At 49.8% G+C, this 26558-nt stretch carries 23 protein-coding genes; 7 read left to right on the top strand and 16 right to left on the bottom strand.

Annotated elements, in window-relative coordinates:
• Positions 1-32 precede the first annotated feature (32 nt).
• From DVG79_RS12750 to DVG79_RS12725, 6 genes are all read left to right on the top strand, one after another.
• Complete coding sequence (locus tag DVG79_RS12750) at positions 33-1175, top strand: Glu/Leu/Phe/Val family dehydrogenase (protein ID WP_114597061.1); 1143 nt, start codon at positions 33-35, stop codon at positions 1173-1175.
• A 15-nt stretch (positions 1176-1190) separates the two neighbouring features.
• Positions 1191-2243, top strand: coding sequence for a pyruvate dehydrogenase (acetyl-transferring) E1 component subunit alpha (gene pdhA, locus DVG79_RS12745; RefSeq protein ID WP_114597060.1), 1053 nt, complete (start codon positions 1191-1193; stop codon positions 2241-2243).
• Position 2244: 1 nt separating this feature from the next.
• On the top strand, positions 2245-3243 hold the full coding sequence (locus DVG79_RS12740; RefSeq protein ID WP_114597059.1) for an alpha-ketoacid dehydrogenase subunit beta: 999 nt from the start codon (positions 2245-2247) through the stop codon (positions 3241-3243).
• Between the two features lie 12 nt (positions 3244-3255).
• Complete coding sequence (locus DVG79_RS12735; RefSeq protein WP_114597058.1) at positions 3256-4470, top strand: dihydrolipoamide acetyltransferase family protein; 1215 nt, start codon at positions 3256-3258, stop codon at positions 4468-4470.
• Complete coding sequence (locus DVG79_RS12730) at positions 4471-5871, top strand: dihydrolipoyl dehydrogenase family protein (RefSeq protein WP_114597057.1); 1401 nt, start codon at positions 4471-4473, stop codon at positions 5869-5871.
• A gap of 77 nt (positions 5872-5948) precedes the next feature.
• Complete coding sequence (locus tag DVG79_RS12725) at positions 5949-6464, top strand: methylated-DNA--[protein]-cysteine S-methyltransferase (RefSeq protein ID WP_114597056.1); 516 nt, start codon at positions 5949-5951, stop codon at positions 6462-6464.
• A 49-nt stretch (positions 6465-6513) separates the two neighbouring features.
• Here DVG79_RS12725 and DVG79_RS12720 read toward each other — a convergent pair whose 3' ends face one another.
• From DVG79_RS12720 to DVG79_RS12650, 15 genes are all read right to left on the bottom strand, one after another.
• Positions 6514-7533 (bottom strand): aldose epimerase family protein, encoded by a 1020-nt coding sequence (locus DVG79_RS12720; RefSeq protein WP_114597055.1) that lies wholly within the window; start codon positions 7531-7533, stop codon positions 6514-6516.
• Entirely contained in the window at positions 7530-9023 is a 1494-nt protein-coding gene (locus tag DVG79_RS12715) for a UDP-glucose--hexose-1-phosphate uridylyltransferase (RefSeq protein WP_114597054.1), read from the bottom strand. The genes DVG79_RS12720 and DVG79_RS12715 overlap by 4 nt, the downstream gene beginning before the upstream one ends.
• A 25-nt stretch (positions 9024-9048) precedes the next feature.
• Positions 9049-10047: a UDP-glucose 4-epimerase GalE gene (gene galE, locus DVG79_RS12710; protein ID WP_114597053.1), complete on the bottom strand. Its 999-nt coding sequence runs from the start codon at positions 10045-10047 to the stop codon at positions 9049-9051.
• On the bottom strand, positions 10048-11220 hold the full coding sequence (locus DVG79_RS12705; protein ID WP_114597052.1) for a galactokinase: 1173 nt from the start codon (positions 11218-11220) through the stop codon (positions 10048-10050). It lies immediately after the preceding gene.
• Entirely contained in the window at positions 11217-13349 is a 2133-nt protein-coding gene (locus DVG79_RS12700) for an alpha-galactosidase (protein WP_114597051.1), read from the bottom strand. The genes DVG79_RS12705 and DVG79_RS12700 overlap by 4 nt, the downstream gene beginning before the upstream one ends.
• 14 nt (positions 13350-13363) lie before the next feature.
• Positions 13364-15358, bottom strand: coding sequence for a beta-galactosidase (locus tag DVG79_RS12695; protein WP_114597050.1), 1995 nt, complete (start codon positions 15356-15358; stop codon positions 13364-13366).
• Positions 15359-15383: 25 nt separating this feature from the next.
• On the bottom strand, positions 15384-16169 hold the full coding sequence (locus DVG79_RS12690; protein ID WP_026829378.1) for a carbohydrate ABC transporter permease: 786 nt from the start codon (positions 16167-16169) through the stop codon (positions 15384-15386).
• A gap of 13 nt (positions 16170-16182) precedes the next feature.
• Positions 16183-17148 carry a carbohydrate ABC transporter permease gene (locus DVG79_RS12685; RefSeq protein ID WP_114597049.1) on the bottom strand — a complete coding sequence of 322 codons (966 nt, stop codon included), beginning with the start codon at positions 17146-17148 and terminating at the stop codon, positions 16183-16185.
• 74 nt (positions 17149-17222) lie between these two features.
• The gene (locus DVG79_RS12680; RefSeq protein WP_114597048.1) at positions 17223-18533 is read right to left on the bottom strand and encodes an ABC transporter substrate-binding protein; all 1311 of its coding nucleotides are present in this window, start codon (positions 18531-18533) and stop codon (positions 17223-17225) included.
• Positions 18534-18562: 29 nt separating this feature from the next.
• Positions 18563-19045: a hypothetical protein gene (locus DVG79_RS12675; RefSeq protein ID WP_026829381.1), complete on the bottom strand. Its 483-nt coding sequence runs from the start codon at positions 19043-19045 to the stop codon at positions 18563-18565.
• Between the two features lie 235 nt (positions 19046-19280).
• Entirely contained in the window at positions 19281-20429 is a 1149-nt protein-coding gene (locus tag DVG79_RS12670; protein ID WP_233494599.1) for an ROK family transcriptional regulator, read from the bottom strand.
• A gap of 145 nt (positions 20430-20574) precedes the next feature.
• The gene (locus DVG79_RS12665; protein ID WP_012369277.1) at positions 20575-21279 is read right to left on the bottom strand and encodes a hypothetical protein; all 705 of its coding nucleotides are present in this window, start codon (positions 21277-21279) and stop codon (positions 20575-20577) included.
• A 338-nt stretch (positions 21280-21617) separates the two neighbouring features.
• Positions 21618-22469 (bottom strand): MBL fold metallo-hydrolase, encoded by an 852-nt coding sequence (locus tag DVG79_RS12660; RefSeq protein ID WP_114597047.1) that lies wholly within the window; start codon positions 22467-22469, stop codon positions 21618-21620.
• 74 nt (positions 22470-22543) lie between these two features.
• Positions 22544-25213 carry an MMPL family transporter gene (locus tag DVG79_RS12655; protein WP_114597046.1) on the bottom strand — a complete coding sequence of 890 codons (2670 nt, stop codon included), beginning with the start codon at positions 25211-25213 and terminating at the stop codon, positions 22544-22546.
• 35 nt (positions 25214-25248) lie between these two features.
• Entirely contained in the window at positions 25249-25692 is a 444-nt protein-coding gene (locus DVG79_RS12650; RefSeq protein ID WP_026829386.1) for a MarR family winged helix-turn-helix transcriptional regulator, read from the bottom strand.
• A gap of 147 nt (positions 25693-25839) precedes the next feature.
• Between DVG79_RS12650 and DVG79_RS12645 the strand changes: the two genes are divergently transcribed.
• Positions 25840-26031, top strand: a complete 192-nt coding sequence (locus DVG79_RS12645) for a hypothetical protein (protein WP_012369273.1) — start codon at positions 25840-25842, stop codon at positions 26029-26031.
• A gap of 67 nt (positions 26032-26098) precedes the next feature.
• Here DVG79_RS12645 and DVG79_RS12640 read toward each other — a convergent pair whose 3' ends face one another.
• Positions 26099-26548: a universal stress protein gene (locus DVG79_RS12640; protein WP_114597045.1), complete on the bottom strand. Its 450-nt coding sequence runs from the start codon at positions 26546-26548 to the stop codon at positions 26099-26101.
• Positions 26549-26558: the final 10 nt, after the last annotated feature.

Here is a 26558-nt window from a genome sequence, read left to right as displayed (position 1 = left end):
AAGCGCTTACTAAAGTCAGGAGGATGCTTACTATGAATATGTTAAACCCATCCACGGATCCATCACCATCCATCATGGAGAAAATTTCCGGTCACGAACAAGTCGTTTTTTGTAACGATCCGATTTCCGGTCTGCAGGCGATCATCGCCATTCACGATACGACACTCGGACCCGCCCTCGGTGGTTGCCGCATGGCACCGTATTCGACTGTCGACGAAGCACTCGATGATGTCTTGCGGCTGTCACGTGGCATGACGTATAAATGTGCAGCAGCCGACGTCGATTTCGGCGGCGGGAAAGCCGTCATCATCGGTAATCCGGCGACGGACAAAACCCCCGAACTGTTCCGGGCCTTCGGACGATTCGTCGATTCACTCGGCGGACGTTTCTATACCGGGACGGATATGGGCACGACGATGGATGATTTCGTCCATGCCAGCCGGGAAACGTCACGGATCGTCGGAATTCCGGAAGCTTTCGGCGGCAGCGGGGATTCATCGATTCCAACGGCGGAAGGCGTCATTTACGGCTTACGGGCAACGGTCGAAACGTTATACGGATCGGATGATTTAAGCCGGGCCAGTTACGCTGTCCAGGGACTCGGAAAGGTCGGCTATAAAGTTGCGGAACAGTTGTTGTCTGCCGGTGCCAACCTGTACGTGTCCGATTTGAGCGAATCCGTTCTCGCTGCTCTCGTCGAGCAAGCGGAAAAAACGCCGGGAACGGTCCGTGTCATCGCCGCTCATGAAATTCATCTGACGGATGCCGACATCTTTGTGCCTTGTGCCTATGGCGGTGTCATCCAAGCAGCGAACATCGGACAGCTCCAGTGTAAGGCCATCTGCGGATCGGCCAACAATCAACTTGCCGACGATGCTCTGGCACTCGAATTACAGCAACGCGGTATTTTATATGCGCCCGATTATATCGTCAACGGCGGCGGTTTGATTCAGGTTGCCGACGAATTATACGGTGCGAATCATGAACGTGTCCTGTTAAAAACCAAGCACATTTATGATGCGGTCCTCGAAGTATTCCACGAGTCTCATGCGGAATCAATCACGACACTCGAAGCAGCGAATCGGATGTGTAACAAACGGATTCAAATCCGCTCACGCCATAACAATATCTTTACGAATACGATCAAACCGAAATGGAACATCCGGAACGACTAAATGGAGGTGACACGAATGAAAACCGAATTTCCGATTTACCGAATCCTTGATGATGCAGGACACGTCCTCGATACATCTAAAGCTGATTTGCTGACAAAAGACTTGAGTCTCGCACTCTTCACACATATGAACCGGATCCGGACATTCGACCGGAAAGCCATCAATCTGCAGCGTCAAGGACGGCTCGGAACCTATGCGCCGTTTGAAGGACAGGAAGCGGCACAGGTCGGCAGTGCATATGCATTGCAGGACAAGGACTGGGTCTTCCCGACATACCGGGATCACGGAGCGACGCTGACATTCGGCGCTGACATGGTCCGGACATTTTTATATTGGAACGGACGTGTCGAAGGCTGTGTCCCGACGGATGAGTTGCATATCTTCCCGCCCGCTGTTCCGATTGCCACACAAATCCCGCATGCAGTCGGTGCAGCCTGGGCAGAAAAACGAAAAGGATCGACCCACGTCGCCGTCGCTTACTTTGGGGACGGAGCCACATCGGAAGGTGATTTCCACGAAGGCATGAACTTCGCCAGCGTCTTCCAGGCTCCGGTCATCCTGTTTAATCAAAACAATGGCTATGCGATTTCCGTCCCGATTCAAAAACAGATGCATTCGGAAACAATTGCCCAAAAAGCACTCGCCTATGGTATGCCAAGTGTCCGGATTGACGGCAATGATATCTTCGCCGTTTATTTCACGATGCAGACTGCACTGGAACGGGCACGCTCCGGTGGCGGACCAACCTTGATTGAAGCGGTCACGTGGCGATTCGGTGCCCATACGACAGCAGATGATCCGTCGAAATACCGGGATCAGGACCGTTCCCGGGACCGGATCGATCCCCTCACCCGCTTGGAAGGTTTCATGAAAGAACAAGGCTTCTACGATGAACAGGAAATCGAAGCCATCCGGACGCGGCATCAAGAAGAGGTCGAAGCCGCCGTCAAGACGATGGAAGCCTTTCCGCCGCCTGACGTCAATGATTTGTTCGATCATACGTACGCAACATTACCGGACGATTTAGTCCGTCAAAAAACAGATTATCTGACCGCAAGGGGGAATTAAGATGGCGACACCGATCAATCGACAAACGGAGATGACGCTCGTCCAGGCTGTTACCGATGCCTTACGGACAAAACTGACGGACGATGAGACGACGCTTGTACTAGGTGAAGATGTCGGGAAAAACGGGGGTGTCTTCCGGGCGACGGACGGTCTGCAGGAAGAGTTCGGTGAGGACCGGATCATCGATACGCCGCTGAGCGAAGCAGGAATCGTCGGAACGTCAATCGGTCTCGCGGTCAACGGATTTAAGCCGATTGTCGAAATCCAATTTCTCGGCTTCATCTATCCTGCTTACGAACAAATCATGACCCACGTCTCGCGGATCCGGATGCGGACGATGGGACGTTACGGCGTGCCGATGGTCATCCGGGCTCCTTATGGTGCCGGTATTCGGGCGCCGGAGATTCATTCCGACAGCACGGAAGCCCTTTTCACTTCGATGCCGGGCTTAAAAGTCGTCTGTCCCTCCACTCCGTATGATGCGAAAGGTTTATTGATTGCGGCGATTGAAGATCCGGATCCGGTCTTATTCCTCGAGTCGATGCGGAGCTACCGGGCCTTTAAGGAGCCGGTTCCGAGTGAAGCCTATACGATTGAAATCGGGAAAGCAAAATGTGTCACCGAAGGTCAGGACGTGACGCTGATTGCTTGGGGAGCGATGGTCCAAGTCGCACAAAAAGCCGCAACGGAAGCTGCGACCCGTGGTGTTTCCTGTGAAGTGATTGATTTACGGACGCTCTATCCGCTTGATCGTGAAACGATTGCGGCCTCCGTTCAAAAAACCGGACGGGCTGTCATCATCCACGAAGCACAAGCTATGGGGGGTCTTGGCAACGATTTGCTTGCGTTGATCAACGATACTTCGTTCTTATATTTACGGGCCCCAGTAGCCCGTGTCACCGGGTTCGACGTACCTGTTCCATTATTCGCCCTCGAGGACCATTACATCCCGACGCCGACGCGTGTGCTTGAAGCGATCCAGCGTACGGTCGATTTTTAAGGAGTGAACGTGATGATTGAAGTAAAGCTGCATGACGTCGGTGAAGGGATGACGGAAGGTGAAATCGCGAACTATCTGGTCCGGGTCGGGGATCGTGTTACGATTGACCAGCCTGTCGTCGAAGTGTCGACCGATAAAATGGTCGCTGAATTACCGGCACCGGTTTCCGGTGTCGTTACGGACCTCATCATCCCTGTCGGTCAAACCGTCTCGGTCGGTACGGTCCTATTATTGATTGAAGCCCTTGAAACAGAAACGGCCGTAACTGCGGAACAACCGATCCGGCAGACGACGGAACAAATCAAAGTCCGGCCGCCTGTCGTCACACCGGCTGTTCCGTCAAATAATCGGCGTGTCTTGGCTACACCGTACACGCGTAAAATCGCACGTGAACATGGAATTGATTTGGAACAAGTTCCGCCTTCTGATCCGTCAGGTCGTGTGACAGAGGAAGATGTCCGGCGGTTCCTCGATACCGATACTTCCGTCGAGAAAACCGATGTCGTCGAACAGACAAGTACACTTTCTGCTAACCCGGTCGAAACGATTCCGTTCCGTGGGATCCGGAAACAAATTGCGAAAAAAATGACGCAATCCCTCTTTACGATTCCACACGTTACGCATTTCGAAGAAGTGGATATGACCCGTTTGCTCGCTTTGCGCGAAGAACTAAAGACGGCCGGTAAACCAATCAGTGTTAACGCCTTTTTCATCAAAGCCTTGATTGTCGCACTCCAGGACTTCCCGGTCTTTAACGCAAAACTCGATGAAGCCAACGAACAAATCATCCTCGAGCAACAGTATCATATTGGTGTCGCAACCGAGACGACGGACGGACTGATTGTCCCGGTCGTTCGTGACGCAGACAAGCTGACGATGCAACAGTTGCATACGCGTGTCGCGGAACTGTCGGCCCGTGCCAAGACAGGCGACTTGCGGGCTGCCGATCTGAAACCAAGCACGTTCACGATGAGTAATGTCGGTCCCCTCGGAAGTACGGGAGCGACGCCAATCATCAATTACCCGGAAACGGCTTTAATTGCCTTCCACAAAACAAAAAAACGGGTCTGTGTCGACGACCACGATCAAATCGTCATCCGCTCGATGATGAATCTCTCGATGTCCTTTGATCACCGTGTCGCCGACGGCGCGACGGCTGTCGCTTTTACGAACCGGTTCGCCGGATTAATCGAACACCCCACTACTTTATTGATGGAGCTGATTTAAATGGTCGTAGGTGAACTGACACAAGAACGTGATTTAGTGATTCTTGGTGGCGGTCCAGCCGGTTACACCGCTGCGATCCGTGCCAGTCAATTGGGCCGCAAAGTCACCTTGATTGAGCAGGCACAGCTCGGTGGACTTTGTTTGAACAAAGGATGTATTCCGTCCAAGGTCGTCGCTCATGCCGCAGATATCAAACAGCAGATGAATCATATGTCTGCTCTCGGTTTTTCTTTCAATCCGACACATGATTTCAGTCAATTGGCCGAGTACCGGGAGCGGACCATCCGTCAATTACGAACAGGAGTCGAATCGCTCTGTCAGGCCAACGCGATTGAAGTCGTTCACGGAACGGCTTCCTTCTTAGCGGATGATCGGATCGGTGTCGAGCTCGGGCATCAGTTTGATACGTACCGGTTCAACGACGTCGTGATTGCGACCGGAAGCCACAGCATCGAACAGGACTCCCCTTCTGTCTTAAATGCCGAACAGTTGTACCAGCTGTCCGAATTACCTGAACGTCTCGTCATCATCGGACAGGACTATATCGCGATTGAGGCCGCGATGAGTTTTCAAGCTCTTGGGACGTCGGTCACGTTGATTGCAGATACGTTCGGATTGGATCCAAGTCTTGAGAAAGAATTGCGACGTCTCTTTAAAAAACAAAAAATTCAATTAGTCACCGGTACCGTGACCGCCATCGAAGCAGACGGTGAGGTCACCGTCACGGTCGTCAAACAGGGACAGGAGACGACCTGGTCCGCTCCATTTTTATTCCAATCGTTACCCCGTGTCCCGCACACGCTGGAACTCGGACTCGAGCGGATTGGTGTGACGTTAGCAGAGGACGGAACGATTCCCGTCGACCCATTCGGACAGACTAACCGTCCGCATATTTATGCGATCGGAGATGTGACAACGGGTCCGGCGATTGCGACACGGGCCATCCATGAAGCGAAACGGACGGCCGAACATTTAGCCGGACAACTGGCCGATCCGACGGTGCCGTATTATCCGACCATCATCCGGTCCCTTCCGCCAATCGTCTCCATCGGCTTGACGGAACAGGCGGCAACGGACGCCGGTCATTCGATCCGGACCGGCCAATTTGCCCTTAATGCCAATGGGGCAACGATGATTGAAGCGGGAAGTGGTTTCATCAAGGTCATCTCCGATGCGACCACGACCCTGATTCTCGGTATTCATATGATTGGAGAAGGAGCCGTCGAACTGGCCGGCGTCTTCTCTCAAGCGCTTGAACTGCATGCGAAAGAAGAAGACGTCCGCTTTCCGGTCATGCCGCATCCAAGTCGGAATGAAGCCTGGACCGAAGCCGTCGAATCCTTACTCGGGCAGGCGATTCATTTACCGCCTCGTCAGCAGGACGTATTAACGAAGTCGTAAGATCAAACCGGACCGTTCCTTTTTTGGAGTAACGTCCGGTTTGTTGTCTGGATTTGTACTGTGAAGGAGGTCAGACGATGGAAGTCTACTTTACACGGCTGAACTGGAACGAAACATCGTTTCCGATTGCCGCGACGGAAAACGGACTCTGTTACGTCGGTGCGTTAAATGAACCGTTGGAGTTATTTGACGACTGGGTCCGAAAACAATTTCCCCGGGCTGATCTGATTGAGCATCCGCCTATCATGCAACCATACCAGGAACAACTTCTTGAATACTTAAACGGGGTACGGACCCGGTTTTCCCTCCCGCTGCATTTGATCGGTACACCCTTTCAATTGGAAGTCTGGCAGGCTTTATGTCATGTTCCGTACGGCGTGACGGTGACGTACTCCGATATCGCTAAGCAGATCTATCGACCGGGTGCGACGCGCGCTGTCGGAACAGCCATCAGTAAAAATCGTGTCCTGATCGTCGTTCCCTGTCATCGAATCATCGGAAAAAAAGGAGATCTGACGGGTTATTGGGGTGGTCTGAACATGAAGCGACAACTTCTCGCGATCGAACAGACTTCTTCTTCTCAACCGCACTAACATAGCAAAAGAGAACGAACTCGATATCAATCGAATCCGTTCTCTTTTTTTATGCTGAGTTTATGCCAAACCGGTACGTCGTTTCCCAGTTGTACGTCTGATCCGGCTGTACCAAAATATCCGGGAAATCCGGTTCGTTCACCGCATTCGGATGGACCTGTGTTTCAAGACACAGACCGAGCGAAGGACGAGCACCGACACCGCGAATCTCGTAATTCGTCTCGAGTTGTGTCCCCGTATAAAGGATGACGACTGGTTGATTCGTCGTTACTTCAAGAGATCGGCCACTAGATGCGTCTTCCAAGCGAATCGGCTGTCCCGATAAAAGAAACGGATGATCATATCCATGTCCCGCGGCTACCGTTTCCGGATGACCGGATTCCGCGCCGCTTCGAATCTGCCGTCCCGTTCGAAAATCAAGGGGAGTCCCCATCACGTCCCGCAACTCACCGGTTGGCAACAAATCTGCTCCAACAGGTAAATATGTTTTACTCGGGATCGTCAAGTGATGATCAAGGATGTCCCGTTTCAAGTTTCCGGACAGGTTCCAGTACGTATGATTCGTCAGATTCAACGGTGTCGTCTGATCCGTTGTCGCGTGCATCGTCAGCGTCAATTCGAGACCGTCCAGCTGATAGATGGCATCGAGCGTAACGTTCCCGGGGTACCCTTCCGTTCCGTCCGGACTGAACAACCGGAGGTGAAGCCGGTCCGTTGCGGCTTCGACGATTTCAAAAAGTGTTTGATCAAATCCTTTGATGCCTCCGTGCAGATGATGCGTGCCATCATTTGCTGCCAGTGGATAGACGGTTCCTTCCACTTCCATTTGCGCTTGTCCGATACGCCCGGCGACCCGGCCGACGATGGCCCCGAAATATGGAGAATGGTCCCGGTACTCCTTTAATGTGTCAAAACCCAGGACGACACTCTCGATCCGGCCATCCCGATCCGCAACACGAATGTCATTGATGATACCGCCATAATTCCAAATCTCGACTTCGATTCCAGGTTGCGTCAGCGTATGACGAATGAGATCGGTTTCCTGAATGAATTGTGTCTGCTTCGTCATCGTCGATCACCTGCCACTTGTCGGCTGACCGTTTCAAGGAAGCGGTCAAGTCCCGCCTGTCCCTCCGGCGTTTGTTTAAAGACACCACAGTCTTCAAGACCACGGACAAATTTAGCCGCGACCGCCTGGCGGACATAGTCCGTCACGTCTTGCCCGTTGTATGCTGCTTTCAATTCGGTTGCCCATGTTTGGTGGGAAGGAGCCGTCGAAGCGGCTGTGCCTGTCACAAATTGTTCGACTTCCTCGAGCTCACTTAACAGACGGGCCGGTAAAACGGCGAGTCCCATCACTTCAATCAAACCGATGTTTTCACGTTTAATATGGTGAATATCGGCATGGGTATGGAAGATTCCGTCCGGATGATCCGTCGATGTCCGGTTGTTTCGTAAGACAAGATCCAGTTCAAAGCGATCGCCACGCATCCGGGCAATCGGTGTCACCGTATTATGGCGGACACCATCCGTCGCTGCGAGAATCTGATGATCGGTATCTTCGTACGTCAGCCACGTCCGGTAGACGTCGTCCGCCGCATCGAGTAGTGCGTCAGCATCGGTACTGCTCAACCGAACGACCGTCAACGGCCAATGTAATGTTTCACCGGCCACATCCGGATAATCCGGTAGGACGAACTCTTGGAGCGTCTTCGCCCGGTCCATCGCAAATTCATACCGTCCGCCCTGATAATGATCATGCGTCAAAATCGATCCGCCGACGATCGGCAGGTCTGCATTGGATCCGGCAAAATAATGCGGGAACTGGGCGACGAATTCAAGCAACCGCGCAAAGGCTTGACGGTTAATGACCATGTCCCGGTGCTCCTGCGACAAGATGATGCTGTGTTCGTTGTAATAGACGTACGGTGAATATTGTAATGCCCAGGGTTCACCGCTGAGTGACAGCGGCACAATCCGGTGATTGGCACGGGCCGGATGATTGCTCCGTCCGGCATATCCGACGTTTTCGACACACAAGAGACAGGTCGGATAGGTCGATTCGACGACCTCCGTTTGTGCTGCCGCGATTTCACGGGGATCTTTTTCCGGTTTCGACAGGTTGATCGTAATGTCGATTTCCCCGTAGACCGTATCCGCTTGATACTGGATGTTTTTGGCGATGCGTTTCGTCTGGATATAATTATTCGCTTGACTGAGCTGATAAAAATAGTCAGTCGCCTGTTGCGGATGTTCAGCGTACAACTGACGGAAAGTCGAAGTAATTTGAGACGGGCGATCGACGAACACATCCATCAATTCTGCCGCCAGCCGTTCTTTTTCATCCAGCCGCGGTGCCAGTTTCCCGGCCGTGATCTGGTGTTCAATCATCTCGTCCAAAAGATCAGGAATCGGACGCGTGTCGACTGTGCCCGGATCCACATATGCAGCTTCTCCGAGCAACGATAAGAGCCGGTTTCGGGCATATACCGTATCTTCCGGTTCAATCAACCTATGACGGACCGCCTGCTCTGTTAATTGTTTGATGAGTTCATTCATCGCCTTCACTCTCCTAACTCTCTCTTTACCGTACAGGTGTTTTGTAACCTTGCGGACGCTGTTCGTGCCAGCGCCATGCATCTTGAATGATGGTATCGATCTCCGTCCGGCTTGGTGTCCAGCCTAAAATCGTTTTGGCTTTATCGGATCCGGCAATCAATGTACTCGGATCTCCGGCACGTCGTGCGACAACTTGTTCCGGAATCGCATGTCCCGTCACGCGGCGGGCAGCTTCGATGATTTCCCGGACCGAAAAGCCGCGGCTTGAACCGAGATTAAAGACATCACTCGTGTTGCCCTGCTTTAAATACTCCAGCGCAAGCAGATGGGCATCGATTAAATCCTCCACATGGATATAGTCGCGGATACACGTGCCGTCTTCCGTCGCATAATCATCGCCGTAAATCGAAATCATCGGCCGTTGCCCGTTGGCGACTTCGAGGACAAGCGGCACTAAATGGGTTTCCGGTGTGTGATCTTCTCCGATTTCACCCGTTGCACGTGCGCCGGCAACGTTAAAGTAACGGAGCGCCACATACTGGAGACCGTAAGCGGTTTCACACCAACGCATCATCTTCTCCATCATCAGTTTCGTTTCACCGTAGGCGTTTGTCGGGTTCGTCGTTGCCGTCTCAAGAATCGGCATCTGTTCCTGCTCGCCGTATGTGGCCGCGGTGGATGAGAAGACAATCTGCTTCACATCATGCGCCATCATCGCTTCAAGCAACACTTGTGTGCCGTAGACGTTGTTGTCGAAATAAGCGAGCGGATGCTCCATCGATTCCCCGACTAACGAGAAAGCTGCAAAATGAACGACCTGATCGATTGTTTCCGTCTCAAACACGGTGTCAAGGAAGGCACGATCCCGGATATCCCCTTCGTAAAAACGGGCTTTCGGATGAACGGCTTCCCGGTGACCCGACTTTAAATGATCGACCACGACGACATCCTGACCGGCATCCACCAGTTGATAGACTGCATGTGATCCGATATAACCTGCTCCACCTACTACGAGTACTGCCATTTAAATGACCTCCTGTTCGACTTCTCGTGCTCCATCACCAACTGTTGCCGTATAGAACGATGCCGGATAACCGATTGTCGTCTCGTACGTTTGACCGACTTCCGTCATGAATGCCTCGATCGTTTCGTCTTCGACGATCGCAATCGCGCAGCCGCCAAAACCGGCACCTGTCATCCGGGCACCGAGAACTCCCGGTTGCGCCCACGCCGCTTCGACCAATGTATCCAGTTCTTTCCCCGTTACTTCATAATCAATCCGTAACGAACGGTGGGAAGCATTCATCAGTTGACCGAATGCTTCTAGTCTCTCTTCTTTTAGAGCATCGAGTGCCTGCAACGTCCGCTCATTTTCGGAAATCGCGTGACGTGCCCGCCGTTGCAACCGTTCGTTCTCAAACGAAACCGTTTCGAATTCATCCATCGACCATTGACCGAGTGAAGCGTACGGACGGTACTGTTGCAGATAAGCGAGCGCCGCTTCACATTCCGAGCGGCGTTCGTTGTATTTCGAATCGGCCAGCTCACGGCGCTTATTCGTATTCATGATGATGATCGTATAGCCGGATAAATCGAGCGGAGCATACGTATAGTCAAGTGTCTCACAATCCAGTAACAGACCGGATCCCGCTTTGCCCATCCCGATGGCAAATTGGTCCATGATGCCGCTGTTGACACCGATGTAGTGATTTTCAACCTGTTGACCGTATTTAACGAGTTCGATCCGGTCGATATTCAGATCGTAAAGTTTATCGAGTAAGACACCGATGACGAGTTCGAGTGACGCGGACGAAGACAGTCCGGCACCGTTCGGGATATCACCTTTGATTAAAATATCGCACCCTGTATCAATCCGGTAACCGGCTTCCCGTAAGACATGAATCATTCCTTTGGCATAGTTGGCCCAGCCATCGGCAGATTGATGTGTCAAGTCATCCCCTGCGACTTCGATGATACCGTCAGCTTCAAAGTTCAGCGAATAAAACCGGAAGACCGCATCATCGCGCTTGCGGGAAACCGCATGCGTTCCAAGCGTCAAAGCACACGGAAAGACATGTCCACCATTGTAGTCTGTATGTTCTCCGATCAAGTTGATCCGGCCCGGTGCAAAAAAGCGGTGGGTCGACGGTTGACCGAATTGTTGTTCAAAAATCTGTTCTAATGTCTGGTCTGTCATGCGATCGGCTCCTTTGACTCTGAAGTAGGAAGGCTGCGGTGAACCGGCTGAATGTGTAGACAACGGGCTTCATAATCTGTCGTATAAGTAATCGTCAATCCTTGTTGCATCAAGTAGGCACCGCTGAGCTGAAGCCCGTCGACCTGATACAAACCTGTCTTCTCAAGTCCGTTCAGACGGAAGTGGTACTGGTTTGAGCCGTGCTGACGCATCGGCGCTACCGCCAGGACAACCGTTTGATCGTTTGACGTATATTGCATGAGGGAAGCCGCCACGCGGTCTGCCGACAACCGGTACTGACGTCCGAATTGAACAGTTTCCCGAATTGTTTTATACGTCGCAATCCACTCGGTTGCTTCCGTTAACTCTTCCGCTGTCCATTCGCTTAAGTTGCCGCCGATGCCAAGTGTTCCTTGCATCGATGAGACGAAGCGTGTCGCAAGCGGTAAGTTCCGGCCGTTCAGCCAGTTCGGACCATCCGTCACCCAACAACTCATCATTTTCGCATTATAGGCAAACGAGAAATCATGTTGGATCGTCAACCGGTCCAGTGGATCCGTGTTATCACTCGTCCAGACCTGTTCCGTCCGTTTGAGAATTCCAAGATCAATTCTTCCGCCGCCTCCGGCACAAGCTTCAAAATCCACTTCCGGGTGACGTGTCCGCAACTCGTCAAAGATCCGGTACAAGGCATCGACATGACGCTTCCATAATTCCTGTTGTACTGCCGGTGTAGCGTCTTTTAGACCCGGTTCTGAAAAAGCACGGTTCATGTCCCATTTGATGTAATCAATCGCGTGTGTCTCAAGCAACTCATCCATCATCTCAAACACGAATTGTTCGACTTGCGGTAAACCAAGGTTCAGAACAAACTGATTGCGTGATGTCGTCCGGTGTGCACCGGGACTATGGTAAATCCAATCGGGATGCGTCCGGTAAAGGTTTGAATCGGGATTCACCATTTCCGGTTCGACCCATAAACCAAACTGCATGTTTTGTTGTTTCACGTACTCAATCAACGGGGTTAAACCGTTCGGAAATTTTTCCGGATTGACGACCCAGTCACCAAGACCGGCCTGATCGGAGTTTCGTTCACCGAACCAGCCATCATCGACGACGAACAGTTCGCAACCAATCGCCGCAGCCTGGTCGACGAGCGCCCGTTGTCCGTGTTCAGTCACGTCAAAATAGGTCGCTTCCCAGGAATTGTAGAGGACGGGCCGGACCTTGTTCCGGTCTGATTCCGGCATGATGATGTCACGCTGGAAATCATGCGCCCGGGCACTCATCCCGGAAAAGCCGTCTGCCGCATACCCGATATAAAAGTCCGGTGTCGTAAGATGTTGACCGGATTCGAGTTTCCAGCTGAAATCAAACGCATTCATCCCGCCGGACACTTGAACGAATCCAAAGGCATCCTGCTCGAAGTGCATCGACCAGTTACCGGAATAGGCAAAATGTCCGTAAATGACTTCCCCGGTTGATTCGGTTGCCCCTTCTTCAAGTGCAAACCAGGGATTCGCCTGGTGACTTGTCACACCCCGCCGGCTATCAATCGTCTTACGTCCCGGCGTTAGTGGCGTTACCTGTTTTTGGAATTCGCCTGTCCATGTCCCGGTGAAGTGGTGCACGTTCAAGTTCGGTCGTTGCAGAATTCCCATCGCAAAGGATTGGGCTGTCGTCAACCGGACCGGTTGTGTTCCGGTATTTTCAATCACGAGCGACCGTCCGATCATATCGTACGCTTCGTACAGGTCGTATTTGATGCCGACCCGGAGTTCTTGTAACGAATCAAACAACCATAACGTCAATCCACTGTCGGATTGTTCGGCGCGTTCAAAAACGAACTGACTGATTCGTTGTCCGTCCTCCCGTTCTGATTTTAAAGTCGGTTCCGTGTAGACCATCTCACCAAACGGAATGAAGTCGTAGACTGCGACACCATCTGGTGATTCAAATGAGCTGTGTGCAAGAACCGGATTCGGTAAGGCTTCATAGTCGGATGGATACGGCAGACGTGCTCCAAAATACGTATGCAACACTTTACCGTGCTGTCCGATCGTCACGACATGCGCGACGTGTTGTCCTTCGAGGACGAACCGCTGATTCGGCAGTTCAAGAATGGCCATGGTCGTTCTCCTCCTTACGTTGTCAGAATCAGCGTCTCGAGCGGGGCGAGTGTCACTGTTCCACTATATGTCTCGTTCGTATTCAACTCTTTATAGGCAGCATCGAGCACAACGTCCCGGCTTGCTTTCGTATCGTGGTTCATCAGGAAGACGAAATCGCGTGTCTCCCCGTGACGGCGGACGACCTCGACTTGATCCGGTGCTTCAAACGTCTGAACACCAGCATCGAGAAACGCTTGCCGGTAAATCGTATCGATCATCGCATCGTCGATCGATGCGCCGATATAGGTAATCGTTCCTTTGTATTCGTTGCGTGTCACGGCAGCAACGCCGTCATAAAACGTATCGCGGTAGACAGCAAGTGGTTCAGCTGTCGTCGGTGTAATCAAGTCACACCAGAGCCGGGCCGGTGAACCGTGTCCGGCGAATGCTCCGATGCCTTCAATCCGGTTTTCCTGTACAGCCTGCAACGATTCGTACTCATCGATTTCGATTCCTGCATACGGTGCGAACTTCCCTGGTAACGTTAACGGCAAGACATTGTTATGCGGGTCCTTGACGCCGGTCCGGTACGTGAAGATGACGTGTCCGCCCTGCTCCATGTAATCAATCAGTGCTTGGTCAAATGTTGGATTCGTCAGGAAATACAGCGGAACGATGATTAATTTATATTGATCGAGGCGGTCGCCCGGGAACACGATATCCGTCGATGCTTGACGACGGACGGCACCGCCGTAGAACCGGACGAACTCAGTCCGGAAATCAAACGCATCGCTGTGCGGTTGATGTGTCCAGGCCCAGACATTTTCCTGATCAAAATAGACGCCGACTTCTGCTTGATAGCTGCTCGCATTGATCTCGTCACCAAACGTATTGAGTTCGGTCATGATCTGTTTGACTTCGTTGAATTTGCGTTTTGGTTTTCCATCGTGATCGATGATACCGTGGCAAAATTCTTCCGTCCCGAACAAGGCAGCCCGGAAGCGGAAATAGACGATCGCTTCGGCACCGCGCGCGACAGCCTGATACGTCCACAACCGGATATGTCCCGGGCGCGGCAAGTAACCGATTTTACTCCAGCCTTGCGCTCCGCTGAGCTGCTCCATCACCCAAAAGCCTTTCCCTTGTTTTGAGGAGCGGCAAAGGTCATGATCGCTCGCCATCTTCTCGAAACGGTTCGGTTCCGGCAAACCACCCCAGACCGGATAGTTATCAAAGGCGACATAATCGAGATCCTGTGCCATCTGCTGTTGATTGACGGCCATGTCACTGTAAACGAGGTTATGTGTAATGAAGGCGTCCGGATGAATATGTTCCCGGAGTGCATCGACTTGCAGTTTGTTGTAGTGGTTATATCCGTCGGCACAGAAGCGGTCGAAGTCGACGAGTAACGACGGGTTATGTTCCTGGTAGACTTTCCGCGGCACCGGGATTTGCTCCCATGCCGTATAGGTCTGACTCCAGAAGACGGTTCCCCATGTTTCATTTAACGCGTCAAGCGTCTCGTAGCGGTTTTTCAGCCATACCTGGAATGCAGCCCGGTCGACGTCACTGTATGAACGGTCGGACTTTTCATGACCGTATTCGTTGTCCGTCTGCCAACCGATGACACGCGGATGTTTTCCGTACCGTTTCGCCATTTCAGTCGTAATGGCAACCGAAAACTTTTGATATGTTTCACTGTGAACCGTGTAGTGACGACGGGCTCCGAAGCTGATTGTCACGCCATGCTCGTCTGCCGGAAGAATCTCCGGATACTTGTGACACATCCATGCCGGCGGTGTCGCCGTCGGTGTCCCGAGGACGATATCAAAACCGGCGGCACTCAAGCGTTCGATGATATCGTCCCAAAAGCGGAAATCGTAAACTCCTTCTTCCGGCTCCATCATCGTCCAGGCGAATTCCGCCAACCGGACGACGTTGACACCAAGTTCTTTCATCAAACGGAAATCTTCCTCCCATAACGCACGTGGAGTTTGTTCCGGGTAATAATCGACGCCTAAATACATTGTGCTCCCCCTGACTGAAAACAAATTATTTTACTGCACCTGCCGTCATTCCTTTTTGGAAGAAACGTTGGAAGAAGATATAGAAGACCATTGTCGGTAAACTGATTAAGACGAGTGACGCATAGATTTTCCCCGGGTCACCGCCGAGTGCATCTTTGAAGAAGCTTGGTGCCATCGTAACCGTTTGATAAGCCGGATCCGTCATGAACGTCAGGACCATCAAATACTCATTCCACGAGTTGAGGAACGCATAGATCAATGCTGTTGCAAGAGCCGGTTTCGCGAGCGGCAACATGACTTTGAAGAAGACTTCAAGAATCGTTGCGCCGTCAATGTACGCGGCTTCCATTAATTCGTTTGGCAATTCGTCAAAATATCCTTTGATCAGCATTAAACCGAACGGGAGGAAGAAGGCAACTTCTGCCCCGATCAAACCCCAGTGGTTGTTGAGACCGTCAAACGAACGTAACGTGAAGAACAGCGGCACAATCATCGAAGCGACCGGTAACATCAGACCGGCGAGTACCATGTTGAACAGCAGACGTTTTCCGGCGAATTCGAGTTTTGAAAACGCGAATGCGGCAAACGCGAGAATCGTGATCGAGATGATGATCATGAAGAAGGCGACGAAGAAACTGTTAAAGACGAACGTCGGGAAGTTCGGGTTTTGCAGTGTGGCGATATAGTTTTCAAATCCGTTGACACGTAAGCTCTCCTTGAACATGACAAAGATCGGAAACAGCCAGACGATCGAAGCAAGCATCAGGACGAGGTTGATTACCCAACGGCTTTTTTTAGATTCTACATTCATGGGACGTTCCTCCTTAGTTATCCATTTTCTTTTGAACACGTAACTGGATGTACGTAATCAGTAAAGCGATTGTCAGCAAGATGATGGCAACGGCACTTGAAAAACCGACTTCTTGTTGCAACATCGATTTACGGAACAGGTACGTCGAGATGAATTCCGTTGAAGAACCGGGGCCACCGGCCGTCGTGATCCAGACCAGGTCAAACGTCTTCAGACCACCGATTACACCGAGAATCGATAACGTGAATGTCGTTCCTTTTAAGTTCGGGAAGACGATACTCCAGAGCGTCCGGAAGAATCCGGCACCATCGATTTTAGCGGCTTCAAAGATTTCTTTTTCAATCGTCAGCATCGCCATGTAGTACATGACCATCGATGAACCTGTCCATTGGAAGATGTTGATGGCAATGACCGAGTACAACGCGATATCCGGATCACCCAGCCAGTTTTGTTCTAAGCTGCCGAGACCGATTGCCCGGAGAAATTCGTTGATGTAACCGAATTGGAAGTCATAAATTTGCGAGAAAGCGGCACCAAGTACAACCGGACTCAGGACAACCGGGAAGAAGAAGACCGATTTCATGGCAGTCCGTAACGGTCCCTGTGTGTGCAGGAAGTACGCGAGAACAAGACCGATAAAGGCTTGAATCGTAACCGTTAAAATCGTGAAGATGAACGTGTTTTTAAGCGAGAGATAGAAATCCGGATCACGGAACATTTCCGCGTAGTTTTCAAACCCGACGAAGACTTTATCAAACGAAATTCCGTCCCATGAGAAGAAGGAGTTATACGCGTTATAGAAAATCCCGTAATAGATAAACGCGACGACAAACAGGACGATGGGTCCGACGAACGCCCAACCGACCATGTTTTGCTTCATTTTGCCTTTTCTTTTCTTTTTCGGAACGTTTGAACGGGGTGCTGGTTTCAGCGTTTCCGCTTTTGGTTTGATCGGCAATTCTTGTTGCTCTGTCTGCATAACGATTTCCCCACTTTCTTGATCTTAAAAATCAGGAAGTGGCACGCAGGGCGCACCACTTCACTGTATCGTTCTTATTTTTTCGATTGATCGGCTGCATCCTGAACACGTTGGAGTGCTTCTTTCGGATTTTGACCCGTCGCGATGTTTTGAAGTTCCTTACCGAGGATATCGTTAAGTTTTGTATCACGAATACCACGGCTTGCTACAGCTTTAGAAAGTGTTTCGTTCAGCATTTTGTACGACTCTTTTTCCCCTTCAGATGTGAAGGCTGCGTCTGAATCAATTTTGACATCCTTGATTCCCGGTGCCATTTCGAACTCGCCCATGTAGACTTCCTGTCCTTCACCTTGGCTCATGAAGGCAACGAATTCAGCTGCACCTTCTTGTTGTTTTGATTCTTTGTTGACGGCAAGCGCCATGTCGATCGATGCGATGATTGGTTGTTCTGTTCCACCTGCAAGGTTTGGAAGTGGTGTGAAGCCAAGCTCGTCTTTGATTTTCCATTTGTCTTTTTTCTCAGCTGTCGTCATCGAGTGCGCTTCCCATGAACCGATGACCCACATCGCTGCCTTTTTATCGAAGAACTGGTTCATCCCGTCATTGTATGTCGCAAGTCCGAGTGCACCTTCTTGGAAGACTTTCTTTTCAAACAGATCTTGCCAGATTTGCGCTGTCTTGACCATCTCGTCGTCTGTCCATTTCGCTTCGCCGGATAAGACCTTTTGGATGTAACCCGGTGCTACCTGGTGGCTTAAGACGTTGTAAACATCGATATCGATCCAGGCATCTTTTGCTCCGAGCATCAATGGAATGACTTTATCGCCCGACGCTTTGATCTTCTTGACCGCATCGACTGTTTCTTTGTAGTTTTTCGGTGGCGTCACGCCGTATTTATCAAGCATCGTTTTGTTGTACATCAAGTAAGCTTGACCTGTAAAGCCGATTGGAACTGCATATTGTTTGCCGTCAATCGTCGTTTGATCAATTCCGAGCTCAACGAATTTATCTTTCCATCCTTTGCCGGCTGCTTTATCCATGTAAGAATCGACCGGTACGACACGGTCTTTGTATTGTTGAATCATTGGTTCTTTTAAGCCGATGATGTCTGGTCCCTTACCAGATAACATCGCGACTTGAAGTTGCTTTTCGTAATCTTCACTGTACCGTTTGAATTCGACGACATATTTGTCCTGTGATTTATTGAAGGCATCGACGACTTCCTTACCGGCTTCAGGCTGAGGTGCCCAACCCCACCAGGAAATGATCGTTTTGCCGTCTTTGGTTGTGGCTTGTTTTTCATCTTCGCCGCCACAAGCAGCGAGAAGTGCCGATAATGTCAGAACTGATGCGGCTGCAAGTACTTTGGTTTTTTTGAATTTCATGTGAGTGATCCCCTTTTGTATGTGAGTGGTCAAGCGTACTTTCTAAGCTGTTGCCCTTCAAGCTGTGCGTGTTGACACCATTGTTCGATGACTTCCATGCCAATCGGCATCCGTTGGAGTTGAATCAAGACCCGTGCAATCAGTCGTAGACGATAGTCGAGCGTGTCCACTTCCGGTGTCACGAACAGATAAAATTCTCCACCGAGCGTCAAACAACCGGCTGTGCGCATGTGTTGCATCAACACCCGTAATTCGATGTATCCGTTCTCATTTTTTCGAAGATGAAGTTCTGAAGACCGAATCGTCAGTACCCCTTGTACGGACGACATTCGAAATTGAAAGACTCCATCTTGTCGTGGCCGAACGAGAACGCCGTCCTGATCTGCAGACCGCTTATCTCCCGGCTGTTGTTCCGTCATATCTCCTGTCAAACGGTTCACGTAAAAGCCACGGATTGCTCCGTAACGCCCGAAAGCTTCACGGTAGGAAACCCATAAATCCTCTGTTTCCATCTGCGCGACGCCCCCTTCTTTCTGTTTCAGCTTAACCGGTCCCTGCCGGTCTGCATCCACCTCCACTAGTTGATGAAAACTTAGTAAATTAAATTTATTATCTAACTTTAAGAAAACTATAGCACATCCGGTTTTGTTTTGTAAACGGTTTCAAAAAATATTTTTTTCGGCATTTATTCCCATCAAAAAAGCTTGTTGAATCCGGTAAATAACACCGTCATCCAACAAGCTGATTTTAAATCGTTTGAAAAATACTGTTTGTCGCGAGTGCTGCTGCACTGAGTGCCCCTTGTTTTTCACTCCAAGGAACCATCTTGACGTCGGTTTCACGTGAAGCGGTCGTCAAGGCCGTGTGCTCGACCCGTTCTTTAATTTGATCGACAATGGATGGTGCCAGTTCGAACATCGGGCCCCCGAGTAAAATACGTTTCGGATTGATCAGATGAATCGTATTCAGGACACCGATTCCGATATACTCGCCCGCCCTGTGATATGCTGCCGTCGCATGCGGATCCTGGTCCGTCAAGCGTCGCCGGAGTTCCGTTAACGTCTTGACTTGCGGATCAACAGCTTCAAAATCACGTAATAACGCTTTCTCACCGGCTAATGCTTCAAGGCAGCCGCGGTTACCGCAGGAACAGATTGGTCCGTCCAAATCGAGCCGCATATGTCCGACCTCACCGGTAATGTGATTTTCGCCGTCAATCAGTTTCCCGTCCAGGACATATGCTCCCCCAATTCCTTCTCCGGCATACAAATAGAAAAATTGGTCGACCCCGACGCCTTCTCCGAATAACAGTTCAAACGAAGCGAGTGCCCGGACATCATTTTCAATGAAGACCGGATACGCAAAACGCTGTTCCAAATGTTCTTTTAAGGCGACATCATGGAGGTGAAAACGGGGAGCAAACAGAATGACCCCGGTCTCCGGATTAACCATCCCGTGAACGGATATACCGATTCCATGAATCGTTCCGACCTGATCGGTTGCGTCAATCAATTGTTGACACAATTGAACGACAGCTTCCATTAATTCTTCATTCGTATCAAATTTCCCCATCGTTTCCACTTCGTGAATCGTATTCCCGCTTAAATCCGCGATGACGCCGATAAAACGGTGACTGGTTGCATCGATCCCGATGACGTATTGTTCTTTCGCCACCAATTCGAGTAAAATCGGTTTCCGTCCTCCGTTTGAGACACCGAGTTCACGCTCCATCACGAGTTGATCCGCAATCAATTCTCCGACGATATTCGAAACGGTCGGTTTCGTCAATTTTGTCTGTTGTGCCAGTTCCACTCGTGAAATCGGTTGATGCATCCGAATCAAACGTAATACAAGTGCCCGATTGTAGGAACGCATCCACTTTGAATTTCGTGGCATCTCTTTCACCATGTTCGTCCCGCATCCCTTCCCTTTTTGTCTCTATTCCTATTCTCGCATATTTTGTAAGGGATTTCATGATTAGCTAAAGATTCGTCCTTTTTAACTTTTCTCAGAAAAAATCCCCGGTATCCTCATGGTAAAATTAAGCTTCATCGTATGGCTGCTCAATGACAAGGATACGGCTTCCATCCGGATTTTCTGTCAGTTCCATTTCGATAATGGCTTTACCGACCAGTAAGACAATCGGCAGATTCGAATCCGTTTTCCGGAAAAATCCGACCCGTCCCTGATACGTATCCATATAGTCTGCAAATAAAAAGGTACCGTTAATATGAATCTCATCCTGATTCGGATTAAACTCAAGATGAGGAACCTCAAACCGGGCTTCTCCATTCAAATACAACAATGGTTTTTTCCCGATCACTTCGCTTGATTCCCGCCGCATCTCAATTGCTCCTTCCGTCTCATAGTACAATCGATCGGTTCCTCTCGTCGCAATGACAATCGGATTTCCCTGATATAAAACGATTTCTAAAATTTCATCTGCTTGTTCCACGTAGTAACCTGTTGCATCCGCTGTCGCAAAACCTATCGTATAGAGTTGCATCCAGGCGACGATATCCGGTACTTCGACCGGTTTTAAAAAGAGCGCGGATACGAGATGCGCCCCTTCAGAAGTCATCACAAGATTGACATAAATATCTGCCAACTGTATCGTCCGTACTTGGGTCGAAGGATACAATTCATCATAGTTTGATACCAATACCGCTTCGTAATAGTCATCCATCTCTCGTAGTTCAAGTGGTGGCATTCGACGATCAAAGTCGGCAATCTGGATGCGTTTCATTGTTGAAGTGCCTCCTTTTAAGTGAGTTTTCTTTGTGCCCTCAGTTAAGGATTACCCAATATCTGGTTCGCTTGCACTCCCCTAAAACGAAAAAAATCACCCTGAGCTACAGGGTGATCAGTCATTTCACAAAAAATTGATACAGCAGGTATAAGGCAAAGCCAATCACTACAAGGATCGTGAAAATGTTAGTTGTTCCAAAAAATACACGATTGGCCGTTTCATTCCGATCTTCAGGCTTACGATCCATTACGAGAACCCCTTTGCTAAAATCCGTTTTTTTCCATCTTATTACTTAAGGAATTCTCGAATGAACGGTTCAGCACCTGCTGTTTTAATTATTTTTTCGCACCATTCGCAAAAAATACGAGTGTTTCTTCTTCGTCTGTCGTCAAGTCCCGTCCGACCAGATCACGATACAGCCGGCGCATCTCCGATATATGTCCTTCTGCTTGTTTTGTCACTTCGATGATTTGGCGGAAGACGTGTACCTCTTGCTCAAACGCGTCTTTCGCCATCGCTTCGCCGTGAGACCAGACATAATAATCCGCCTCGTATTCAGCAATCGTATCTAACAGCCGCGTTGTTTGATTGACTGTATAATTCCACTTGTCGGAGAAAATATCCGCATACATGGCATCTCCTAAAAATAAAACCCGTTCTTCCGGAATATAGACAAGAGCACTCCCTGGTGAATGGTCATTCTCGACTTGTCGTAACAGACACGTCACGCCCCCGAGGTCGATTTCAAGTTCTCCCGTGAAACGAATCGTCGGCAAGATGACTTCAATCTCCCGGTCCTTCCCGAACTCCAGTTTGATCGCATCCGCACAAAACGGAATTTCAATGCCTTGACGAATCCGTTCCTCGAGCGCCTCATCCGTCCATTCGTAGTCCAGCATTTTCTGCATTTCTTCGACTGTCCGGTGCGTTGCGATCGTCGGTACCGCCATCTGTTTTATCCCGAAAATATGATCCCAGTGCCAATGCGTCAATGCGACGAGATCCGGACGTCCGAGCCCCTGATTCTTCATCTCCTCTAAAAAGAGTGTCGCGTGCTGACTTGAGTTTCCGGCATCAATTACTAGACTCCGGTCGTCACCCGTAATGACGGCAACGATCGGCCGATCCGTTTCACTGACCGGCGTTTGATACCAGATCCGGTCCGTTAATTGTTTAAACTGTTGCATTTCCATCGCCTCCTGTTTGTAGTATAACGAAAAAGTCCATCCGGATGATTTCCGAATGGACCAGTCGAATCGACTTACTTCTTATTTTGCTTTTGACGGAACGGCCACCAGACACCTTTTCCGAACGATACCGTGATTGCCGGAATCAGGAGCGGTAAGACAATTAATCCGTACAGAAGCAGACCCGTGATGACGATTGTTGCAATCTGAACCAGACTCAGGACACCCGACGGCATCATCGCACCAAACGTTCCGGCAAGGATGATGGCAGCCGTGATGATGACAGATCCCATTTTCTTCATCGAAACATACATCGCTTCATTCGTCTCGAGTCCATTAATCGTTTCTTCCCGGAACCGGTCGAGCAGGAAGATCGAGTAATCGATACCAAGAGCGACGAGCATAACGAATCCGAAGAACGGAACGGCCCAGCTGATGCCGTCATAACCAAGACCGTTGACGAAGATCAGTTCAGCAATCGATACCGACGTATAGTACGTCAACAGGAGCGAACCGATCATAAACAGCGGCATGATCAATGAACGGAACATGATCGCAAGGACGATGAACAAACTGATGATCATGATGACGACCGTCCGTGAAAAATCGGCTTTAGACGTATCATTTAAATCACTGTTGATGCTTGAGATACCGCCGTACGCAACTTGTGCCTGTTCAAGCGGTGTATCTTTCAGTGTGCTCGCTGTCGTTTTCTTGATGGCAGCAACCGTTTCGATCGCTTCCGGTGAATACGGATCATCATTCAGGATGACTTCGAATTTCAGACCGGTTTGATCATCAATCGTATAACGGTCAATGACAGGTTCGAAGTCTTTACTCGCTAAGGTATCTTTCGGAATGAACATCCCGGTACCGCGAATCGTTTTGGAGTTCCCCATCTCTTTCAGGAAATCGGCAGCTTCCGTTAATCCGTCTTCGATTTTACCAAGTCCTGCATTGGCAGATCCGACACCATCCGCCAGTTGGGTTAATCCGGTACCGAGTTGATCGGCTTGTGCACCTTGTGTTTCAATCCCGGTTGCCGCTTGTGCGATCCCCGTTTGAATTTGGGTCAATTGACCGGATAACGCTGTCAATGTCCCGACAGTTTGCGGAATGTTTTCCGCAGATTGTAACCCTTGACCAACAAGCGTTAACTGTTGATTGATTTGACCGAGACCGTCTGCGGCCTGCTGCAGCTGTGCTGCTCCTGCCGACGCTTGATCTCCGGCCGGAAGCTGACCACTGATAGTCTGTAAGTTGTCTTCTACAGTCTCAAGACCCTGCCCGACTTCACCGAGTCCATCTTTTGCATCCGTCAGACCAGATGCAACCTGTTTCAGTTGTTGATCGACATATAAATCGTCAATGACATCACCCGTCGGACGTGAGATGGAGCGGACAGCTTTGACGCCATCCAGTTTGACCAGTTCGCGGCTCAACTGTTCCGCATAAGGAACCGTTTTTTCAGTCACGATGTTTTGGTCGTCCTTCAGGATAATATTGACCGGCAACGACTCGCCGGCACCAAAACCGTCTGAAATGGCATTTAATCCTTTGACCGTCTCATATTTTGCACCAATCTCATCGACGGTGTTGAACGATAGATCGTCATCATAAGTGAACAGGGTCGGGATCGTCACCACAGCGACGATTGCCATCGCAAGTAATGGACGACGAATCGATAATCCGCCGTATCGGGCCCACAAACGACTGTCCTGATGGCTCGCCGCATTTTTTGACGGCCAGAACAATTTCTCTTTTAACGTCGCCATGAAAAACGGCACCAGTGTAAAGAGAACCAGTAACAAGACCGCGATTCCGACCGCAACAGCGACCGATGATTTAAAGATCGGGAAATCAGCGAAACCGATTGCCGAGAAGCCGACAAGGACGGCAAGACCACTGATGAGAAGGGTCCGTCCTGCTGTTTTATAGGTGTTGACGATGGCTGTCTCGACATCATGTCCGGCAGTCAATTCTTCTTTGTACCGGCTCAGAAGCAGGATACAGTAATCCGTCCCGATCCCAAAGAGAATCGCCACAAGGAAAATCTGTGTGAAGTTCGAGACGGGGAATCCGAACCAATCAACGAAAAAGGCGACAAATGATTGACTCATTAAATACGTGACACCTACCGCAAATAATGGAACGAATGGTGTGACAATCGAACGGAAAACAATTAGCAACAGTCCAAAAATCAGACCGACTGTGATTAATTCGGTTCGTTTTAATCCTTCTTGTGAGCTTTTGTTCACATCGGCATTGATGAGTGATTCACCCGTCAGATAAATCGTCCGGTCATCCGGTAAGAGATCACTTCGGATATCTTCAGCGAGTGCCGTGATTTCTTCCTGCGAACCATCAACGGTAATCGGAACGAGGACTGTTTTTTTGTCTTTTGAAATCAGTTGTCCTTCCGTTTCCTTACTCTCAAACGGATTCAGGACTCCCGTCACCGGTTGATCCAGTTTCTCTAAATCTTTAACGATTTGACCGATTTCCGTCCGGTCTTCTTTCGTGACGGCTTCCTTTAACGGAATGACCAGCGAAATCGTTTCTTCACTTGCACCGGCTGCTTTTAAAATATCCGCTGCCCGTTGTGAATCCGTATCACTCGCGAGCTGAATGGCACCCGCATCTTCTGCTTGTTTTGATAAGTTTGGTGCCGCTAAAAATAATCCGACTGTCGCAAGCAACAAGACGATTACGATCGGCCAACGCCATTTGACGATTTGTCGCATTCCCGTTCCACCTCTTCTGTGTCTGTTTTTCTGAATTAATCTTCAATCTTTAAAATAGCTTTGACTTTCCGGAATGTCTCGATGAACTGTTTGATTTCATCATCGTCGACCTTGCCATCAATCAATTGTTCCAAATAACTGTAAATCGCTTGGTCCGACGCTTCGACGACTTCTTTCCCGGCTTCCGTCAAAATAATCCGTTTTGTCCGGTGATCATCTTCCGAACGTTCGACTTCGACCAGGCCGTGTTCATTTAACTTTTTCAGACGATTGGAAATCGCACTTTTATGAACTCCTTGAATGACGGCAATCCGTCCGGAAGCAATCGGTCCATATTTATCGACCAGCTTCAGCAAATGGAGTTGTTCTGGTGAATAGAGACGCCAAACCGGTGAATCAACTGATTTCAGGACACGTTCCGTCCCGTGAATCATCACCTCTTCAAATAATTGAACGGCTTCCCGCAGATTTTCTTTCATGATTAGTTTACCCCCTAAACTCATATCAGTAGTTTAGCCCCTAAACCAGATGGCGTCAACTCCAAACTGTCACAATTATTCTGACATGTAAATCCAATTTTCGTTATGATGGGAGAGAGGATTTATCTTACTGAAGGAGGGCTAAACATGACCGTCTTATTTTGGATTGCTTTAGTAATCTGTGTACTTGGACTTATTTTTACAGTAATGGTCGGACAGAGTCGAAACGAAGAAACGTACAGCAACAGCCAGACAGCCAAAAACATGTCCTGGATGTATTTAGTCTTGTTGCCGGTCATTTTGATTATCTTAGGCATTTTTTATTATTTATTAACGTAAAACAATATGACTGCAAACAAACAGGCTGCTTCGATCAGAGATCGAAACAGCCTGTTTGTATTTTGGTTCACTTGAGTGTTTTCGGACGAACGATATAGATATCACACTTCGCATAACGGGTAATGTTTTCAGAGACACTCCCGATCATGATTCGTTCCATTGCATTCATTCCGACAGCACCACAGACGATCAGCCCTGCCCCGACACGCGGTGCGATGACTTTCGGAATCAGCGTTTTCGGCGACCCGCTTTCGATGACCAGTTCAACTTCCGCTACGCCTTCCTCGACCGCTCGTTTTTGATATTTATCAAGCAGTTCCTGGGCGTACTCCGTGACATTTTGATCGATGAAGCGCTGGTTCGCACGGACATTCGCAAAGGTTTGAATATCGATGACATGTGTGATGACGAGTTTTGCTTGATCGAGTTTCGCGAACTGAACGGCTTTTTCAAAAGCTAAGTCTGCTGTTTTGGAGCCGTCGACTGCTACTAAAATCGTGTGATAATGGCTATCCATCGTCGTTCAC

It is taken from the genome of Exiguobacterium sp. RIT594 (assembly GCF_003339585.1).
GTDB lineage: Bacteria > Bacillota > Bacilli > Exiguobacteriales > Exiguobacteriaceae > Exiguobacterium_A.
The sequence above is the reverse complement of the archived record's forward strand: the minus strand, read 5'-3'. Positions and strand labels throughout refer to the sequence as shown.

Coding starts and splice junctions, on each gene's coding strand:
- DVG79_RS12750 (WP_114597061.1), top strand. CDS start 33: ATGAATATGTTAAACCCATCCACGGATCCATCACCATCCATCATGGAG.
- pdhA (WP_114597060.1), top strand. CDS start 1,191: ATGAAAACCGAATTTCCGATTTACCGAATCCTTGATGATGCAGGACAC.
- DVG79_RS12740 (WP_114597059.1), top strand. CDS start 2,245: ATGGCGACACCGATCAATCGACAAACGGAGATGACGCTCGTCCAGGCT.
- DVG79_RS12735 (WP_114597058.1), top strand. CDS start 3,256: ATGATTGAAGTAAAGCTGCATGACGTCGGTGAAGGGATGACGGAAGGT.
- DVG79_RS12730 (WP_114597057.1), top strand. CDS start 4,471: ATGGTCGTAGGTGAACTGACACAAGAACGTGATTTAGTGATTCTTGGT.
- DVG79_RS12725 (WP_114597056.1), top strand. CDS start 5,949: ATGGAAGTCTACTTTACACGGCTGAACTGGAACGAAACATCGTTTCCG.
- DVG79_RS12720 (WP_114597055.1), bottom strand. CDS start 7,533: ATGACGAAGCAGACACAATTCATTCAGGAAACCGATCTCATTCGTCAT.
- DVG79_RS12715 (WP_114597054.1), bottom strand. CDS start 9,023: ATGAATGAACTCATCAAACAATTAACAGAGCAGGCGGTCCGTCATAGG.
- galE (WP_114597053.1), bottom strand. CDS start 10,047: ATGGCAGTACTCGTAGTAGGTGGAGCAGGTTATATCGGATCACATGCA.
- DVG79_RS12705 (WP_114597052.1), bottom strand. CDS start 11,220: ATGACAGACCAGACATTAGAACAGATTTTTGAACAACAATTCGGTCAA.
- DVG79_RS12700 (WP_114597051.1), bottom strand. CDS start 13,349: ATGGCCATTCTTGAACTGCCGAATCAGCGGTTCGTCCTCGAAGGACAA.
- DVG79_RS12695 (WP_114597050.1), bottom strand. CDS start 15,358: ATGTATTTAGGCGTCGATTATTACCCGGAACAAACTCCACGTGCGTTA.
- DVG79_RS12690 (WP_026829378.1), bottom strand. CDS start 16,169: ATGAATGTAGAATCTAAAAAAAGCCGTTGGGTAATCAACCTCGTCCTG.
- DVG79_RS12685 (WP_114597049.1), bottom strand. CDS start 17,148: ATGCAGACAGAGCAACAAGAATTGCCGATCAAACCAAAAGCGGAAACG.
- DVG79_RS12680 (WP_114597048.1), bottom strand. CDS start 18,533: ATGAAATTCAAAAAAACCAAAGTACTTGCAGCCGCATCAGTTCTGACA.
- DVG79_RS12675 (WP_026829381.1), bottom strand. CDS start 19,045: ATGGAAACAGAGGATTTATGGGTTTCCTACCGTGAAGCTTTCGGGCGT.
- DVG79_RS12670 (WP_233494599.1), bottom strand. CDS start 20,429: ATGCCACGAAATTCAAAGTGGATGCGTTCCTACAATCGGGCACTTGTA.
- DVG79_RS12665 (WP_012369277.1), bottom strand. CDS start 21,279: ATGAAACGCATCCAGATTGCCGACTTTGATCGTCGAATGCCACCACTT.
- DVG79_RS12660 (WP_114597047.1), bottom strand. CDS start 22,469: ATGCAACAGTTTAAACAATTAACGGACCGGATCTGGTATCAAACGCCG.
- DVG79_RS12655 (WP_114597046.1), bottom strand. CDS start 25,213: ATGCGACAAATCGTCAAATGGCGTTGGCCGATCGTAATCGTCTTGTTG.
- DVG79_RS12650 (WP_026829386.1), bottom strand. CDS start 25,692: ATGAAAGAAAATCTGCGGGAAGCCGTTCAATTATTTGAAGAGGTGATG.
- DVG79_RS12645 (WP_012369273.1), top strand. CDS start 25,840: ATGACCGTCTTATTTTGGATTGCTTTAGTAATCTGTGTACTTGGACTT.
- DVG79_RS12640 (WP_114597045.1), bottom strand. CDS start 26,548: ATGGATAGCCATTATCACACGATTTTAGTAGCAGTCGACGGCTCCAAA.